Genomic DNA, 14,910 nt, shown 5'->3' on the forward strand with positions numbered 1-14,910 from the left:
GCACACGTACGTCATCGAAGCCGCACAACCGGAGGGGACCCTTCATGACCGAGCCCAACGAGCCCACCGACCCCAACGCGCCCAACGAAGAGCAAATCATCGAGGCCTGGCGGTCCGCCGCCCACATCACCCTCGCGCCGGGCCCGACGGAGGTCTCCGACACCGCCCCCGAGCCGGACCAGGAGTGGACGCTGCCGGGCGGCAGGGCCTGGGTGTACCTCGCCGACCCCGGGCAGGGGCTCACCAAGCCGGTGATCCTCGCCGACGGCTTCAGTACGGGACCGAGCGACCTGGACTTCCTCTACGAGGGCCTGGAGCGGGGCGAGTACGCGCTCATCAGCGAGCTGCGGACGCGCGGCAGGGACGTCGTCATCCTCGGCTTCGACGAGCGCAGCGCCTCGATCCTGGACAACGCCGTGACCGCACGCTCGGCGATCCTGGAGGCGATCGCGCGGCGCGCCGGCGCACATCCGCTGACCGTCGGCGGGTTCAGCATGGGCGGACTGGTCACACGGTACGCGCTCGCCAAGATGGAGAGCGAGAGCATCGACCACGAGACCGCCCTGTACCTCTCCTACGACAGCCCGCACCGCGGCGCCTGGATCCCGATCGCGCTGCAGTCGTTCGCGCACTACATCCGGCGGCTCAACGCGGCCTTCTCGAACCAGATGAACAGCCCGGCCGCGCGCCAGCTCCTGTGGCAGCACATCTCCGAGTGGGACGACACCCCCGAGACCGACAAGGAGCGCATCGAGTTCATCGCCGAGCTGGAGCGGGTCGGCGGCTGGCCGAGGCGCCCGCGGAAGATCGGCGTGGCGAACGGCGTGCGCACGGGCGTGGCCAACGGCATCGACCCGGGCGAGCGGGCGTTCCGCGGCAAGGGCCTGGCCATCACGGGCACCCACCTCTACACGCAGCCCGCGGGCGAGGAGAAGCTCGTCGCGCAGCTGCGGGTCGTGACCCTGCGCAAGCCGCAGATCCACACCTCGGGCATGCCCGAGATCGACGGCGCGCCCGGCGGCACCCTGGAGGGCTTCGGCATCCTCGCCGACGAGCTGAACAAGATCCCCGCGATCATCGGCCTCGGCTCGGAGGCCGAGATCCGCGAGCACTGCTTCGTCCCCTCCGTCAGCGCGGTGGCCCTGCGCGACATCGACACCCACGAGAAGCTGTACGAGCCGTTCCCGGAGCAGTCCGAGGACAGCGAACTGGACGATTACCTCTGCGCCACCCACAACGAGGGCCACACCCTGATCACGGAAGAACTCTGCACCTGGCTCCTGGAGCGGCTGCCGTAGCCCTACAGCCAGCGGGTCCGCCGTGACACGGCCCGCGCCCTGCGGCACCACGCCTCGTCGATCTCGGGCAGCTCGCCCCACGCCCACGGTTCGGCGGGGCTGCCGTCGGTCTCCAGGCCGTACGGCAGCCTGGGCGACCAGGCGGGGGCGGCGGGGTGCCGTGCCGCGCGCGCCTCCAGAAGCGTGGCCGCCTCCGGCAGGCCCGCCGCGCGCAACGCCTGGAGCAGGGCGTTCGTGCCCTCGGCGCTGCTGACCGCGACCTCGGGGACGGTGTCGCGGGCCAGACGCGCCGCGGCGGTACGCTCCTCCGCCTTGACCAAATCGCCGAGCAACAGGGCCAGTTCGTACGGGCCCCGGGAGCTGTCGCGCGCGATGAGGCCGTCGATGACGCGCTCGGCCCACGCGTCCTGACCGACCTCCCGCAGCCGCCGCACCAGCCTCAGATCGCCGCCCCGCTCGACACAGCGACGGGCGAGGCGCTCCACAAGGTCGTGCCGCCCCATGTCCCGCAGCTCGCGCAGCAGGAAGCCCACGCCCGTGTCGCCGGCGTCGACCTCCGCAACGGCCCGCTCGGCGATCTCCGGGACCGCCCCGCCCCTGCCGAGCGCGGCCAGCTCGCCGAGGAAGTACACGGCGTGCTCGGGATCGGTGAGCTCGGTGCCCTCTTCCAGGGCCCGGTCGGCGAGGCGCGCGGCGGCCTCCGTCTCGCCCAGCTCCTTCAGCGACCACAGGAGGAGGACCACGCCGGGCAGTTGTCCGGCCTCTCCGTCCCGCACCGCCTCAGCGACGAAGGGCTCCGCCAGGGCGCCCGCCGCGCCGGTGGCACGCAGCCCGTCCAGCATGAACGCGACGTCCTCCAGGACACTCAAGTCCACGTTCCCCACGGCCCGTTCGGCCAGATGGCGTGCGGGCTCCGTCATCCCTTCGTACGCGCGCAGCTCCTCAAGGACGCACCCGACGGACTCCGCGTCGCTCACATCGGCGGCGGCGACGATGCGTCCGGCGAGGAGACGCGCCGCTGCGGGCTCGCCCGCCTCGTCCAGCCGTTCCAGCACGACCAGGGCGCTGTCCTGGTCGCTCACGTCGACGCGCCGAGCCGCCTCGTGCGCCACGGCGGCGAGGTCGGCGCCCCGGTCCCCGGCGGCGCGCAGCGCCCCGAGGAGTTCGGCGGCGAGCCCCGCGCACGTGAGGTCGGCGCCGGGAAGGAGCCGGTCGGCGAGGCGGACGGCCGCGTCCGTGTGCCCCCGGAACCGCAGGCGGTACAACAGCCGTGCGGCAAGGGGCGGTTCGGGCAGCCGCATGCGCGCCACCGGGTCACGGGCGAGGAGCACCCCCTCGTGCCCGATCTGCTCCAGATCGGACAGGAGGGCGGTGACGTCCCGCGGGTCGGTGATGTCCACGCGCTCCACGGCCCTCCGCACGATGCGGGCCTCGGCCTCCGGCCATGAGCCGTGCAGGCTCCACAGGAAGAGGCGGGTGCTGTCACGGCTCACGAGCCCCGCGTGGTCGGCGATCCAGCCCATCACGTCCTCGCCCCGCCAGGTCTCCCGGGGCAGCGCGAACATCAGGCTCTGCAGCACGTGCGGGTGGCCCGCGGCGATCGCCCTGCGCAGCAGCCGCACCTCCTGCTTCCTGAAGTTGCGCCAGTGGGCCTCGTGCGCCGCCGCGAACAGCAGGTGCGCGTCCGTCGTGTGCTCCTCAAGTGCCCGCCACAGCGCGGGAGTCGGCTCCGGGAGCGCCCCCTCGGCCCGCAGCGCCTGCTCCAGGTAGTCGGCCGGTTCGTACGCCGCCTCGCCGCCCGCGGTCGCCCGCACGGCGACCAGCGCGGTCAGCGTGGAGCGGATGTCCGTACGGCGGCCGTCCGGACGCGCTCCGGAGGTGAGGGAGCGCAGCGCGACGTCCGCCCAGTGGGGGTCGGCGGGCCGGTGCCGGGCGTCGAGCGCGGCGTCGGCGGCCTGGGCGAGGAGCGCGCCGGGCACCGGGGCGTAGTGGCGCAGGCCGCGTGCCGCGAGGGCCGTGCTGATGAGCGCGTGTTCCACGTGGCTGAAGTGGGCGCCGGGCCCCGCGCGGTAGGCCTCCCGCAGCTCGGGACCGCCGCTGAGGTGCTGCACGACCAGGCCGTCGCGCGCGCCCGCGTTCAGCGAGTCGGCCATCCGCTGGTCCCCGCTGGAGTCGGCGAGCTCCCGCCAGCGCACGCGGTCCGGGCCCGAAAGCCGGTCGGGCACCGCCACTCTGCGTGTGGCGGGCGATTCGAGCAGCGCCCGCACGCGGCTGTGCGGGTCGGCCACCGTGCCGGGCCTGGCCAGGAGCTCCTGGTAGGGCTCGGTCCACATGGTCCCGACGGCCACGACGCCCGGCCGTGCGAGCAGCAGCAGCCGCAGCAGGTCCGCAGCCTCCTCGGCGCCGGGTCCGCCGTGGAAGAAGCGCTGCGCCTCGTCGAGCCAGAGGACCGGGCCCGGGCCCAACTCCCGTGCGCGCAGCAGCTCCAGGAGGCCGACGTGGTTCCGGGGGCGCAGCAGGGGCCGGCCGGGCGCGAGGGTGCGCAGCGCCTCGTACAGGGATCTGGTCTTCCCGGTGGAGGACCCGCCGGTCGCGAGGGCCAGGACGGAGCGCTCCCCGGCGAACGCGGGCTCCAGGCACCGGCGCAGCTCGTCGTCGTGGCGGCGGCTCAGGTACGGGGTCAGGAACGGCAGTCCGCCGGGGGCCGGGCCGGGCAGGACGGCTTCGTGCACCTCCAGGAGGGCCGGGTCGACGTCGGCGGTGGCCGGTTCCCGCGGCGGCGCCGGGGAGACGTCGGCCCTCGGCTGCGGGAGCGAGGCGCCTTCTCGTTCTCGGGGCGAGGCCTGCTCCCACAGCTCCCTCAGGCGGGCGAGACCGGCGCTCTCGGCTCCCATGGCGCGGGCCAGGGCGTGGACGGTTCGCCACGTGGGCGCCTGGTGGCCGTCGTTGAAGGCCTGGCTGACCGTGGTGCGGCCCAGGCGGACGCCGTTCGCCGCCGCGCGCGCGATGAGCTGGTCCACGGTCCGCCCCGCGCAGTCGCGCCGGTGCCGCAGCTCTTTGCGTAACCGGGCCAGCGCGCTCTCGGCGGCTCCGCCGCCCGCACCGTCCGCCACCCGCGCCCCCTGTCTCCGTTCGCTGCCGTTCATTTTCGTCCAGGCGCACCCCGGTGAACACGGAGTTCGGGACAGTCCTCTCGTCCCTGCCGGGCACACTCACCGAGGAGCTTTCGTGTCCCCGTCCTCCCAGTCCTCTGCGTCCCGTACCGCCGTTCTCACCGCGCTCTCGCTGATCGTGGCGATCGTCCTGGATCTGGCGCTGCTCGCCGTCGCGGTCAGGACCCTGCTGGCATAGGTCACGCGGGAAAACGCCGAGGGCGGCACCCCTTCGTGAGAAGGAGTGCCGCCCTCGGTACGTACGGGACGTCGATCAACCAGAGGTCGATCAGAAGTCCATGTCACCGCCCGGCATGCCGCCGCCGGCCGGGGCAGCGCCCGCCTTCTCCGGCTTGTCGGCGATGACGGCCTCGGTGGTGAGGAACAGCGCGGCGATGGACGCGGCGTTCTGCAGGGCAGAGCGCGTGACCTTCGCCGGGTCGAGGATGCCCTCGGCGATCATGTCGACGTACTCACCGGTCGCGGCGTTCAGGCCGTGGCCGATGGGAAGGTTGCGCACCTTCTCGACGATGACGCCGCCCTCAAGGCCGGCGTTGACCGCGATCTGCTTCAGCGGGGCCTCGAGGGCCAGCTTCACAGCGGCGGCACCGGTGGCCTCGTCGCCCTCGAGCTCAAGCTTCTCGAAGACAGCGGCGGCCTGGATGAGGGCCACGCCACCACCGGCGACGATGCCCTCCTCGACGGCGGCCTTCGCGTTGCGAACGGCGTCCTCGATGCGGTGCTTGCGCTCCTTGAGCTCGACCTCGGTCGCGGCACCGGCCTTGATGACCGCAACACCGCCGGCGAGCTTCGCCAGGCGCTCCTGCAGCTTCTCGCGGTCGTAGTCGCTGTCCGAGTTCTCGATCTCGGCGCGGATCTGGTTGACGCGACCCTGGACCTGGTCGCTCTCACCGGAGCCGTCGACGATGGTCGTCTCGTCCTTGGTGATGACGACCTTGCGGGCACGGCCGAGCAGGTCGAGACCGGCGTTCTCCAGCTTGAGGCCGACCTCCTCGGAGATGACGGTGCCACCGGTGAGGATGGCGATGTCGCCGAGCATGGCCTTGCGGCGGTCACCGAAGCCCGGGGCCTTGACGGCGACGGACTTGAAGGTGCCACGGATCTTGTTGACGACCAGGGTCGACAGGGCCTCGCCCTCGACGTCCTCGGCGATGATCAGCAGCGGCTTGCCGGACTGCATGACCTTCTCGAGGAGCGGAAGGAGGTCCTTCACGTTCGAGATCTTCGAGTTGACGATCAGGATGTACGGGTCGTCGAGCGACGCCTCCATACGCTCCATGTCGGTGGCGAAGTACGCCGAGATGTAGCCCTTGTCGAAGCGCATGCCCTCGGTGAGCTCAAGCTCGAGACCGAAGGTCTGCGACTCCTCGACGGTGATGACGCCTTCCTTGCCGACCTTGTCCATCGCCTCGGCGATGAGCTCGCCGATCTGGGTGTCGGCGGCGGAGATGGAGGCCGTCGAAGCGATCTGCTCCTTGGTCTCCACGTCCTTGGCCTGCTCGAGCAGGGCGCCCGAGACGGCCTCGACGGCCTTCTCGATGCCACGCTTGAGGGCCATCGGGTTGGCACCGGCGGCTACGTTGCGAAGGCCCTCGCGGACCAGCGCCTGCGCCAGGACGGTCGCGGTCGTCGTGCCGTCACCGGCGACGTCGTCCGTCTTCTTCGCGACCTCCTTGACCAGCTCGGCGCCGATCTTCTCGTACGGGTCCTCGAGCTCGATCTCCTTGGCGATGGAAACACCATCGTTGGTGATCGTGGGGGCGCCCCACTTCTTCTCGAGGACGACGTTGCGACCCTTGGGGCCCAGGGTCACCTTGACGGCGTCGGCGAGCTGGTTCATGCCGCGCTCGAGGCCGCGCCGTGCCTCCTCGTCGAACGCGATGATCTTGGCCATGTGAAGTGGTCCTCCCGGACAGAAGGGGGTCCCCCCTGCTCATCAAGAGCTTGGGGGAGGCTTGCTCCGGATCGCGCCAGCGCCCGCGACGGACGGCCTGCAAACCTTGTGGTTCCTTGCCCCACCCGGCCTGCGGGCCTCACCGACCCGATCCAAGTTCTGTCACTCTCACTCGGAGAGTGCTAAGCCCAATGATTAGCACTCGACCCCTGCGAGTGCAAGCGCCTCTCGCGGATCTCCGGCGTACGAGGGGGCGCGCGTCCAGGAGGTGCACGGCGGGCCGGAGCCGAGGACGTACGAGGGGCCCGTACCCCTGTCGGGATACGGGCCCCTCGTCACTCGCTAAGTCGCTGGCCGATCGCGCCGAGATCAGACGGCGAGCTTGACCATGTCCGCCTGCGGACCCTTCTGGCCCTGCGAGATCTCGAACTCCACTCGCTGACCTTCTTCAAGGGTGCGGTAGCCGTCCATCTGAATCGCGCTGTAGTGGACGAAAACATCCGCACCACCGTCGACCGCGATGAAGCCGTACCCCTTCTCCGCGTTGAACCACTTGACGGTGCCCTGAGCCATGCCTAACTCCCCTATTACTGGCCCTTGCACGGGCCCGCACTTCGCGGACCCGGGTCAGACCTCACCCCCCCAATGGGTTGTGGAGGCGTGCGCCGGAACGCGTCGACCGCGGCTGAATGTATCTGTCCAACTGCCCTCTGCAACAGGTCAATCGGACGAGAATTCTGGGCACGCCTGATCGGTTATATGCGGAGAATTCGCCGGAGTTCAGGGCAAGTCGGGCCAGACAAATGCCACGGGAGGGGCAAATGGGCAGTGCACTTTGGCTACTTCTTGTCGCCCTCGGGGCGACTTCGTATATGCGCTCGGCACAAACGGGGAAGCTCGCTTCCCAACTGTACCGCGCTCAACCACATGGAATTGCCCCCTCCGTTTCTCTCGCGGAGGGGGCAATCAGAATTACGCAGGGTGTTTGTGAAAAGGATCAGCCGCCGGCGACGGCAGGAATGATCGAGACGCCGGCGCCGTCCGGCGTCGCGGTCTCAAGACCCTGCTCGAAGCGGACGTCGTCGTCGTTCACGTACACGTTCACGAAGCGCCGCAGCTTGCCCTGGTCGTCCAGGACACGGGCCGCGATGCCGGCGTGCTTGGCCTCGAGGTCGGCGATGACCTCGGAGAGGGTCGCCCCCTCGGCGGCGACCTCGGCCTTACCGCCGGTGTAGGTGCGAAGGATGGTGGGGATGCGGACGTTGACGCTCATGGGGTTCACCTCTTGATGCGGGGAGGAAGCGCCCCTGCAAGGGGCGCGGGGAACTGCGCGAGGACGGACCACGACCGCCCGTCGGCGACGGCGATCAGGCCCTGCGGCGGCTAACCGGCGAGACCCGCGGCGCGGAACGCGTCAAGGCTGGGACGGATCGTGGCTGTCGCCTGAGAGGTCTCGGCAACAGCGTCGAGGGTCTTGAGGCCGTCGCCGGTGTTGAGCACCACCGTGGTCAAGGTGGGGTCGATGAGGCCCGCCTCGATCAGCTTCTTGGTGACGCCGACCGTCACGCCCCCCGCGGTCTCCGCGAAGATGCCCTCGGTCCGCGCCAGAAGCTTGATCGCCTCGACGACCTGCTCGTCGTTCACGTCCTCCACCGCACCGCCCGTGCGACGCGCGATGTCCAGGACGTACGGCCCGTCGGCGGGGTTGCCGATGGCGAGCGACTTGGCGATGGTGTCCGGCTTCTGCGGGCGTACGACGTCGTGCCCGGCCTTGAAGGCGGTGGACACCGGCGAGCAGCCCTCGGCCTGGGCGCCGAAGATCTTGTAGGGCTTGTCCTCGACGAGACCCAGCTTGATGAGCTCCTTCAGGCCCTTGTCGATCTTCGTGAGCTGCGAGCCCGACGCGATCGGGATGACCAGCTGGTCGGGAAGGACCCACCCCAGCTGCTCGCAGATCTCGTACGCGAGCGTCTTGGAGCCCTCGCCGTAGTACGGCCGCAGGTTCACGTTCACAAAGCCCCAGCCCTCGCCCAGCGGGTCGCCGATGAGCTCGGAGCAGAAGCGGTTCACGTCGTCGTAGTTGCCCTCGATGCCGACGAGCTCGCCGCCGTAGACCGCGGCCATGACGACCTTGCCCTGCTCCAGGTCGTGCGGGATGAACACGCAGGAGCGGAAGCCGGCGCGGGCCGCGGCGGCGCCGACGGCTCCGGCGAGGTTGCCGGTGGAGGAGCAGGACAGGGTGGTGAAGCCGAAGGCGCGCGCCGCCTCGATGGCCTGCGCGACGACGCGGTCCTTGAAGGAGTGCGTGGGGTTGCCGGAGTCGTCCTTGACGAACAACTTGCCCTGCTCGACGCCGAGTTCACGGGCGAGGTTGTCGGCCTTGACGAGCTTGGTCCAGCCGGGGTTGATGTTCGGCTTCTCGGCCACATCCGCCGGGACGGGCAGCAGGGGGGCGTAGCGCCAGATGTTGTCGGGGCCGGACTCGATCTGCTTCCGGAGCGCCTCGGGGTCACCGGTCGGCAGGTCGTACGCGACTTCGAGCGGGCCGAAACAGGCCTGGCAGGCGAAGATCGGGCCCAGCGCGTAGAGCTCGCCGCACTCGCGGCAGGAAAGGCCGGACGCGGGGCCGAGGTCCACGGAACCCGTGGTGGTGGTGGAGGGGGTGGTGGTGTCGTTCGTTGCGACGGTCTGCGCAGCCATGGAGGCGAGGCCCTTTCTCCTCATCTTCCTCGCGGCGCATCTCGCCGCGAGACGGAATTGGCACCTTCCCCACCGAGACCTCGCGAGCGCGGTCGGCGGGATGGTTGCCGGGGCTTCAACGGGCCGTATCCCTCTGCCCCTCTGGATGAGCGGTATGGCGCCGGGGCTTCATGGGCCCGGGGCATTTGTTACGCGATGACCCCCGACATGCGATGGTCATCCGCGTTGTTCAAGACTGTAACCGACGGCCTGGACCCTTGAGATAGTCGTCCGAACCGCGAGATGGATCACATGTAGGCCACACACAGGAGGAGCCACCCGTGCTGGAAGAGGCCGAGCGCTGGCTGACCAGGCGTTCCTGGTCCGTTGCCGACCGTCCGCTCAGCGCACTCGTCGCCGCCAAGCGGGCGTCGGGGGCCTCGGTGAGTGTCGTCCTGCCCGCGCTCGACGAGGAGGGGACGGTCGGCGAGATCGTCGCCGAGATCCGCCGTGAGCTGGTCGAGAAGGTCTCGCTCGTCGACGAGCTCGTGGTGATCGACTCCGGCTCGAAGGACCGTACGGCCGAGGTCGCGCGGGAGGCGGGCGCACGGGTCGTGCACCGGGACGAGATCCTGCCGCGCGTTCCGGCCGTACCCGGCAAGGGCGAGGTCCTGTGGCGCTCGCTCCTGGTGACCGGCGGTGACATCGTCGCGTTCGTCGACGCGGACCTGAAGGAGTTCTCGGCGGACTTCGTCACCGGGATCGTGGGCCCGCTCCTGACCGAGCCCGACGTGGACTTCGTGAAGGCGATGTACGACCGCCCCTTGGCCGCTACCGCAGGTCAGGGTGGCCGAGTCACCGAGCTGATGGCGCGCCCGCTGCTGAACATGCACTGGCCCCAACTGGCGGGATTCGTCCAGCCGTTGGGCGGCGAGTACGCGGCGCGCAGGTCCCTCCTGGAGCGGCTGCCGTTCCCCGTCGGTTACGGAGTGGAGCTGGGCCTGCTCGTCGACGCGCTGCACACCGTGGGCCTTGACGCGCTCGCGCAGGTCGACGTCGGCGTGCGCAAGCACCGGCACCAGGACGGGCAGGCGCTCGGCCGGATGGCCGCGGCGATCTACCGGACGGCTCAGCTGCGGCTCGCGCGCGGCCATCTCGTACGGCCCGAGCTCACTCAGTTCGAACGGGGCGAGCACGGGTTCGAGCCGCGGACCCATTTGGTGGACACGGAGGAGCGCCCGCCGATGTGCGGCATCGCGGAGTACACGGCACGCCGCGTGGCGTAACCGCCACAAGCCGGGCATTTTGTCTACATTCCCCACTTATGTGGCTCAGACAGGTGATGGGAAAAGTACGACGCGTCGGTGCCGTGGCCATGGCCACGGCCGTCCTCGTGGCAGGAGCACTCTTCGCTCCGGCCGCGCCCGCGGCGGCGGCGGCCGACAAGGGCAGGGGCGGCGAATCGGACACGATGCTGTACGCGGGTCTCGCGATCGCGCTGTGCGCACTGGGCGCACTGGCGGTCGCGGCGGCGAGGAGCAGAAGCGGCTACAGGCGCGACTAGGCATCGCTCCCTGAAGGAGCCGCTCCCTGAAGGCGTAGTTCTCTGAAGGCGTCGTTCCCGAACGTATACGGCCGGGCCCTTGCGGGTCCCGCCCCCACGTTTGAGGCCTTCCCGGAAGGGCTAGGTTCGGCACATGGTCTCCGAGCACGCCGCCGCCCAGGTCCTCGTCGCGTCCAACCGCGGCCCCGTCACGTACACCCTGGAGGAGAACGGGGAACTGACGGCCAAGCGGGGCGGAGGCGGACTCGTCTCGGGCCTGAGCGCGATCGGCGACGAGGCGGACGCCCTGTGGGTCTGCGCGGCCCTTGGCGACGGCGACCGGGAGGCCGTGCGGCGCGGGGTCGGCGAGCCCGGCGTACGGATGCTCGACATCGACGCGGGCTCGCACGAGGGGGTGCACGCCGACGCGTACAACGGGATCGCGAACTCGGTGCTGTGGTTCGTCCACCACATGCTCTACCAGACCCCGCTCGAACCGGCCTTCGGCCCGGAGTTCCGGGCGCAGTGGGCGTCGTACGAGACATACAACCGGGCCTTCGCCCAGGCACTCGCCGAGAACGCCGCGGCGGGCGCGGCGGTCATCGTCCAGGACTACCACCTGGCCCTGGTGCCGGGAATGCTGCGTGAGCTGCGCCCCGACCTGCGCATCGGCCACTTCTCGCACACGCCGTGGGCGCCGGTGGACTACTTCCGGATGCTGCCGGACGACGTCGCGGAGCAGTTGCTGCGCGGCATCCTGGGGGCCGACCGGGCGGCGTTCCTGACGGGCCGGTGGGCGGACGCGTTCACGGAGTGCTGCGTCGCCGTCCTCGGCGGTACGACCGGTACGCGGATCGGGGTGCACGGGCTCGGGGCTGACGGGGACTTCCTGCGGGAGCGGTCGCGGCGGGCGGATGTGGAGGAGCGGCTTGTCGCGCTGCGGGAGCAGGTGGGTGTCGGCCGGAAGGTGATCGTCCGTGTCGACCGGACGGAGCTGTCGAAGAACATCGTGCGGGGGCTGCTGGCGTACCGGGAGCTGCTGGCCTCGCGGCCCGAGTGGCGGGAGCGGGTCGTGCACGTGGCCTTCGCCTACCCGTCGAGGCAGGACCTCGCGGTGTACCGCGACTACACGGCGTCCGTGCAGGCGCTGGCCGACGAGATCAACTCCGAGTACGGGGTGGAGGGTTGGACCCCGGTCGTCCTCCACGTGAAGGACGACTTCGCCCGGTCGCTGGCCGCGTACCGCCTGGCGGACGTGGCGCTGGTGAACCCCATCCGGGACGGGATGAACCTGGTGGCCAAGGAGGTCCCGGTCGTTTCCGATGACGGGTGCGCGCTGGTTCTCTCGCGAGAGGCGGGGGCGTACGAGGAGCTGGGCGAGGAGGCTCTCGTCGTCAACCCGTATGACGTGACGGGCACTTCCGCCGCGCTGCACGCGGCTTTGACGATGCCGGTCGGCGAGCGCGCCGAACGCACGAAACGGCTCGCTGCGGCGGCCACGGCGCTACCCCCGGCCCAGTGGTTCCTGGACCAGCTGCGGGCGCTGGGGTAGGGCGGTCCCTGCGGGGCTTTCCCCAATCCCGCCCCTTCCCGAAACTGGGGCTCCGCCCCAGACCCCGCTCCTCAAACGCCGGAGGGGCTGAAACCACTCAGCCCGTCCGGCGTTTGAGGACGAACTCGGCGAAGCCGGTGATGACGGCCACCAAGGCCCCCGCGCCAGAGCGGGTTTTCGGGAAGGGGTGGGGTTGGGGACAAATCGTTCCGGTCAGTCCAGCTGTGCGGCAATGCTTCCGAGCAGCTCCACCACGCCCCCCGGGCCGTCCACCACCAAGTCCGCCCGCTCGGCAAGCTCCGCCACCTCCGCGCTGCCGCTGCACACGAGCAGGCCCCGCACCTGGTCCGAGCGGAGCTTCTCCACGGCCGCGTAGGCGGGCAGGTCGCCCAGGTCGTCACCCGCGTACAGGACGGTCTCGGCGCCCACTTCGCGTACGTACTCGGCGAGGGCCACGCCCTTGTCCATGCCCGGAGGCCGCAGCTCCAGGACCATACGGCCCGGTTCGACGATCAGGCCGTGGCGGGACGCCAGCTCGGCGAGGGGCTCGCGCAGGGCTTCGAAGGCGGCCTGCGGGTCTTGCGCGCGGCGGGTGTGGACCGCGACCGCGCGGCCTTTCTCCTCTATCCACGTGCCGCGCCAGGCGCCGATCGTGTCCAGGAAGCCGGGCAGTTCGGCGCGCACGGCCGCCACGCCGGGGTGCGGCTCGGCCGCGTGCACGGCGGAGGAGACGGCGTCCCAGCGCTCGGCGCCGTAGTGCCCGAGCACGACGAGGTGTTCGAGGCCCGGGACGCCCGCGAGGCCGCCGTAGCGCACCGCCACGCCCGCGGGGCGCCCGGTGACGACGGCGACGGAAAGCACCTTCGGCGCGAGCGCGGCGAGGGCGGGGACGGCGCCTGGGTGGGCGCGGGCCTGCTCGGGGTCGGGCACGATCGAGGCGAGCGTGCCGTCGAAGTCGAGCGCGATCACGGCTTTCCCGGGCCGGGCGAGGAGCGCGGCGAGGCCTTCGCGCCCGGCCGGAGTCACGGGCTCGGGCAGCTCGGGAGAGTACGGCGAGTACACAGGGTCACCCATGGGCCCGACCCTACGCTCAACGCTCCCCGCGCCGGGACTCCCTGACGCGCCGAAGCCGGTTGACGGTGACCGGATCGTGCGAGAGGGCGCGGGGATCGTCGAGCAGGGCGTTCAGGAGCTGGTAGTAGCGGACCGGCACCAGGCCGAGCTGCTCGCGCACGGCCCGCTCCTTGGCGCCGGGCCCTGTCGCCCAGTCGCGCCGCTCCAGGGCGAGGATCGCGCGGTCGCGCTCGGAGAGGCCGGTGTCGGGGAAGGCGTCGCCGTCCCTCGCGTCGTCCGTGGCGTCCGTCATGCCCGTCACGCTATTCCGAGTTCTCCTCGGTCGCCGCCTTGGTCTGGATCTGGCTGAGGATCGACGCCGGATTGCCGTTCTCGTCGACGGCCTTGCCGATGTACTTCTTGACCTCGACGGAGACCTGCGCCCAGGACGTCTTGCCCACGGGGTACAGCTGCGAGGTGGGCAGTTCGTCGAGGAACTCGGCGAGCGCCTTGTCGTTCTTGTTGCCCGTCATCTCCTCGGCGGCGGAGTTCGTGACGGGCAGCAGGTCGTACTCGCGCGAGAAGTCCAGGACGTTCTTCGTGCTGTAGGCGAAGTCGAGGAACTTGCCGATCTCCTCGCGGTGGCCCTTCTGCTTGAAGGCCATCATCCAGTCGGCGACACCCATGGTGGCCTGCGTGTGGCCGTTCACGCCGGGCATCGGCACCATGCCGTACTTCACGCCCTTCTTCGCGGCCATCTGCATCAGCGTGGGGTGGCCGTTGAGCATGCCCACGTCGCCGCGCGTGAAGGCGGCGAAGGCCTCGGCGCGGTCGAGCTTGGCGGGGGGCGTGGCGCCCGTCAGGCCCTTGCCGACGAGCTCGTCCTTCAGCCAGTTGAAGGTCTTCACGTTCTGCGTGGAGTCGATGTCGTACGTGCCGACGTTGTCGGTGTAGCCGCCGCCACCGCTGAGCAGCCACTGCATCGTCTCGGCCTGCGCCTCTTCCTTGCCGAGCGGCAGGGCGTAGGGGATCTTCACGCCGCGCGCCTTGAGCGTCTTGGCGGCGGCAGCGAGCTCGCTCCAGCTCTGCGGCGGGGTGAGACCGGCGTCCTTGAAGATCTTCTCGTTGTAGAAGAGCAGGCGCGTGGAGGAGGCGAAGGGCATGCCGTACTGGACGCGCTTGACCTCGCCCGCCTCGGAGAGGGGGGCCATGAAGTCGGCCTGGGTGGAGATGGAGACCAGGTCTTCGGTGCGGTACAGCTTGTCCGCTGCGGCGTAGTCGGCGTACGCGCCGATCTGGGCCATGTCGGGGGCGTCGCCCGCCTTGACCATTTCCTTGACCTTGCGGTCCACGTCGGTCCAGGAGTAGACGTCGACGTCGACCTTGATGCCGGGGTTCTCGGCCTCGAACTTCTTGGCGAGCTTGTCCCAGTACTTCTGGGAGCTGTTGTCCTTGGAGTCGCCGTAGTCGGCGGCCACCAGCTTGAGGGTGACGTCGCCGGAGTCGCCCGGACCGCCGCAGCCGGCGAGTACCGCCGCCATGCCCAGTGCGGCTATCGCCGCGGTCAGTCCTGTCGCGCGCCGCTGCACAGCTGTTCCCACCCTCGATGATCTACGTGAACTGCGATTTTCCCTCGCGTATGGACACGAGGTCTACACCACCCCAGTATCGCTTGTGCAACGGCGTACCAATGACGTCCCACCGGCAAGGAGCCTTGA

At 70.4% G+C, this 14,910-nt stretch carries 13 protein-coding genes and 1 riboswitch; of the genes, 5 read left to right on the forward strand and 8 right to left on the reverse strand.

What is annotated here, in order from left to right:
- Nucleotides 1-44: 44 nt before the first annotated feature.
- The gene (locus E5671_RS22505; RefSeq protein WP_160505760.1) at nt 45-1,298 is read left to right on the forward strand and encodes an esterase/lipase family protein; all 1,254 of its coding nucleotides are present in this window, start codon (nt 45-47) and stop codon (nt 1,296-1,298) included.
- 2 nt (nt 1,299-1,300) lie between these two features.
- Here E5671_RS22505 and E5671_RS22510 read toward each other — a convergent pair whose 3' ends face one another.
- Nucleotides 1,301-4,411, reverse strand: coding sequence for a hypothetical protein (locus tag E5671_RS22510; RefSeq protein ID WP_160505761.1), 3,111 nt, complete (start codon nt 4,409-4,411; stop codon nt 1,301-1,303).
- Nucleotides 4,412-4,526: 115 nt separating this feature from the next.
- Here E5671_RS22510 and E5671_RS47070 point away from each other — a divergent pair, with 115 nt between their 5' ends.
- Nucleotides 4,527-4,649, forward strand: a complete 123-nt coding sequence (locus E5671_RS47070; protein ID WP_272902834.1) for a hypothetical protein — start codon at nt 4,527-4,529, stop codon at nt 4,647-4,649.
- 90 nt (nt 4,650-4,739) lie between these two features.
- On the opposite strand, the gene groL is transcribed toward E5671_RS47070, so the two are convergent.
- The 4 genes from groL to thrC form a co-directional block, all read right to left on the reverse strand.
- Nucleotides 4,740-6,365 carry a chaperonin GroEL gene (groL, locus tag E5671_RS22515; RefSeq protein WP_160505762.1) on the reverse strand — a complete coding sequence of 542 codons (1,626 nt, stop codon included), beginning with the start codon at nt 6,363-6,365 and terminating at the stop codon, nt 4,740-4,742.
- 369 nt (nt 6,366-6,734) lie between these two features.
- Nucleotides 6,735-6,938, reverse strand: a complete 204-nt coding sequence (locus E5671_RS22520) for a cold-shock protein (protein WP_005315736.1) — start codon at nt 6,936-6,938, stop codon at nt 6,735-6,737.
- Between the two features lie 424 nt (nt 6,939-7,362).
- Complete coding sequence (locus E5671_RS22525; protein ID WP_160505763.1) at nt 7,363-7,638, reverse strand: MoaD/ThiS family protein; 276 nt, start codon at nt 7,636-7,638, stop codon at nt 7,363-7,365.
- A gap of 110 nt (nt 7,639-7,748) precedes the next feature.
- Nucleotides 7,749-9,065: a threonine synthase gene (thrC, locus tag E5671_RS22530; RefSeq protein ID WP_160505764.1), complete on the reverse strand. Its 1,317-nt coding sequence runs from the start codon at nt 9,063-9,065 to the stop codon at nt 7,749-7,751.
- Nucleotides 9,066-9,082: 17 nt separating this feature from the next.
- A riboswitch (SAM riboswitch) is annotated at nt 9,083-9,217 on the reverse strand.
- Nucleotides 9,218-9,385: 168 nt separating this feature from the next.
- On the opposite strand from thrC, the gene E5671_RS22535 reads away from it, so the two are divergent.
- The 3 genes from E5671_RS22535 to E5671_RS22545 all read left to right on the forward strand — a co-directional run bounded on the left by E5671_RS22535 (nt 9,386) and on the right by E5671_RS22545 (nt 12,139).
- On the forward strand, nt 9,386-10,330 hold the full coding sequence (locus E5671_RS22535; protein ID WP_160505765.1) for a glucosyl-3-phosphoglycerate synthase: 945 nt from the start codon (nt 9,386-9,388) through the stop codon (nt 10,328-10,330).
- 89 nt (nt 10,331-10,419) lie between these two features.
- A complete protein-coding gene (locus E5671_RS22540; protein ID WP_237330220.1) occupies nt 10,420-10,608 on the forward strand; it encodes a hypothetical protein in 189 nt (62 codons plus the stop codon).
- A gap of 133 nt (nt 10,609-10,741) precedes the next feature.
- Complete coding sequence (locus E5671_RS22545; protein WP_160505767.1) at nt 10,742-12,139, forward strand: alpha,alpha-trehalose-phosphate synthase (UDP-forming); 1,398 nt, start codon at nt 10,742-10,744, stop codon at nt 12,137-12,139.
- A 213-nt stretch (nt 12,140-12,352) separates the two neighbouring features.
- Here E5671_RS22545 and otsB read toward each other — a convergent pair whose 3' ends face one another.
- Genes otsB through E5671_RS22560 form a run of 3 tightly spaced genes read right to left on the reverse strand, consistent with a single transcriptional unit; the run spans nt 12,353 to nt 14,781 of the window.
- Nucleotides 12,353-13,213 carry a trehalose-phosphatase gene (gene otsB, locus E5671_RS22550; RefSeq protein WP_160505768.1) on the reverse strand — a complete coding sequence of 287 codons (861 nt, stop codon included), beginning with the start codon at nt 13,211-13,213 and terminating at the stop codon, nt 12,353-12,355.
- Between the two features lie 16 nt (nt 13,214-13,229).
- Nucleotides 13,230-13,505, reverse strand: a complete 276-nt coding sequence (locus tag E5671_RS22555; protein WP_160505769.1) for a DUF3263 domain-containing protein — start codon at nt 13,503-13,505, stop codon at nt 13,230-13,232.
- 10 nt (nt 13,506-13,515) lie between these two features.
- Nucleotides 13,516-14,781, reverse strand: a complete 1,266-nt coding sequence (locus E5671_RS22560) for an ABC transporter substrate-binding protein (RefSeq protein ID WP_443032796.1) — start codon at nt 14,779-14,781, stop codon at nt 13,516-13,518.
- Nucleotides 14,782-14,910 lie beyond the last annotated feature (129 nt).

It is taken from the genome of Streptomyces sp. BA2 (assembly GCF_009769735.1).
Classification (GTDB): Bacteria; Actinomycetota; Actinomycetes; order Streptomycetales; family Streptomycetaceae; genus Streptomyces.

Excerpts from the sequence above, each read along its gene's own strand:
- groL (WP_160505762.1), bottom strand. The coding sequence starts at position 6,365 with ATGGCCAAGATCATCGCGTTCGACGAGGAGGCACGGCGCGGCCTCGAG.
- E5671_RS22525 (WP_160505763.1), bottom strand. The coding sequence starts at position 7,638 with ATGAGCGTCAACGTCCGCATCCCCACCATCCTTCGCACCTACACCGGC.
- E5671_RS22540 (WP_237330220.1), top strand. The coding sequence starts at position 10,420 with ATGGCCACGGCCGTCCTCGTGGCAGGAGCACTCTTCGCTCCGGCCGCG.
- E5671_RS22520 (WP_005315736.1), bottom strand. The coding sequence starts at position 6,938 with ATGGCTCAGGGCACCGTCAAGTGGTTCAACGCGGAGAAGGGGTACGGC.
- E5671_RS22555 (WP_160505769.1), bottom strand. The coding sequence starts at position 13,505 with ATGACGGACGCCACGGACGACGCGAGGGACGGCGACGCCTTCCCCGAC.
- E5671_RS22545 (WP_160505767.1), top strand. The coding sequence starts at position 10,742 with ATGGTCTCCGAGCACGCCGCCGCCCAGGTCCTCGTCGCGTCCAACCGC.
- otsB (WP_160505768.1), bottom strand. The coding sequence starts at position 13,213 with ATGGGTGACCCTGTGTACTCGCCGTACTCTCCCGAGCTGCCCGAGCCC.
- E5671_RS22505 (WP_160505760.1), top strand. The coding sequence starts at position 45 with ATGACCGAGCCCAACGAGCCCACCGACCCCAACGCGCCCAACGAAGAG.
- thrC (WP_160505764.1), bottom strand. The coding sequence starts at position 9,065 with ATGGCTGCGCAGACCGTCGCAACGAACGACACCACCACCCCCTCCACC.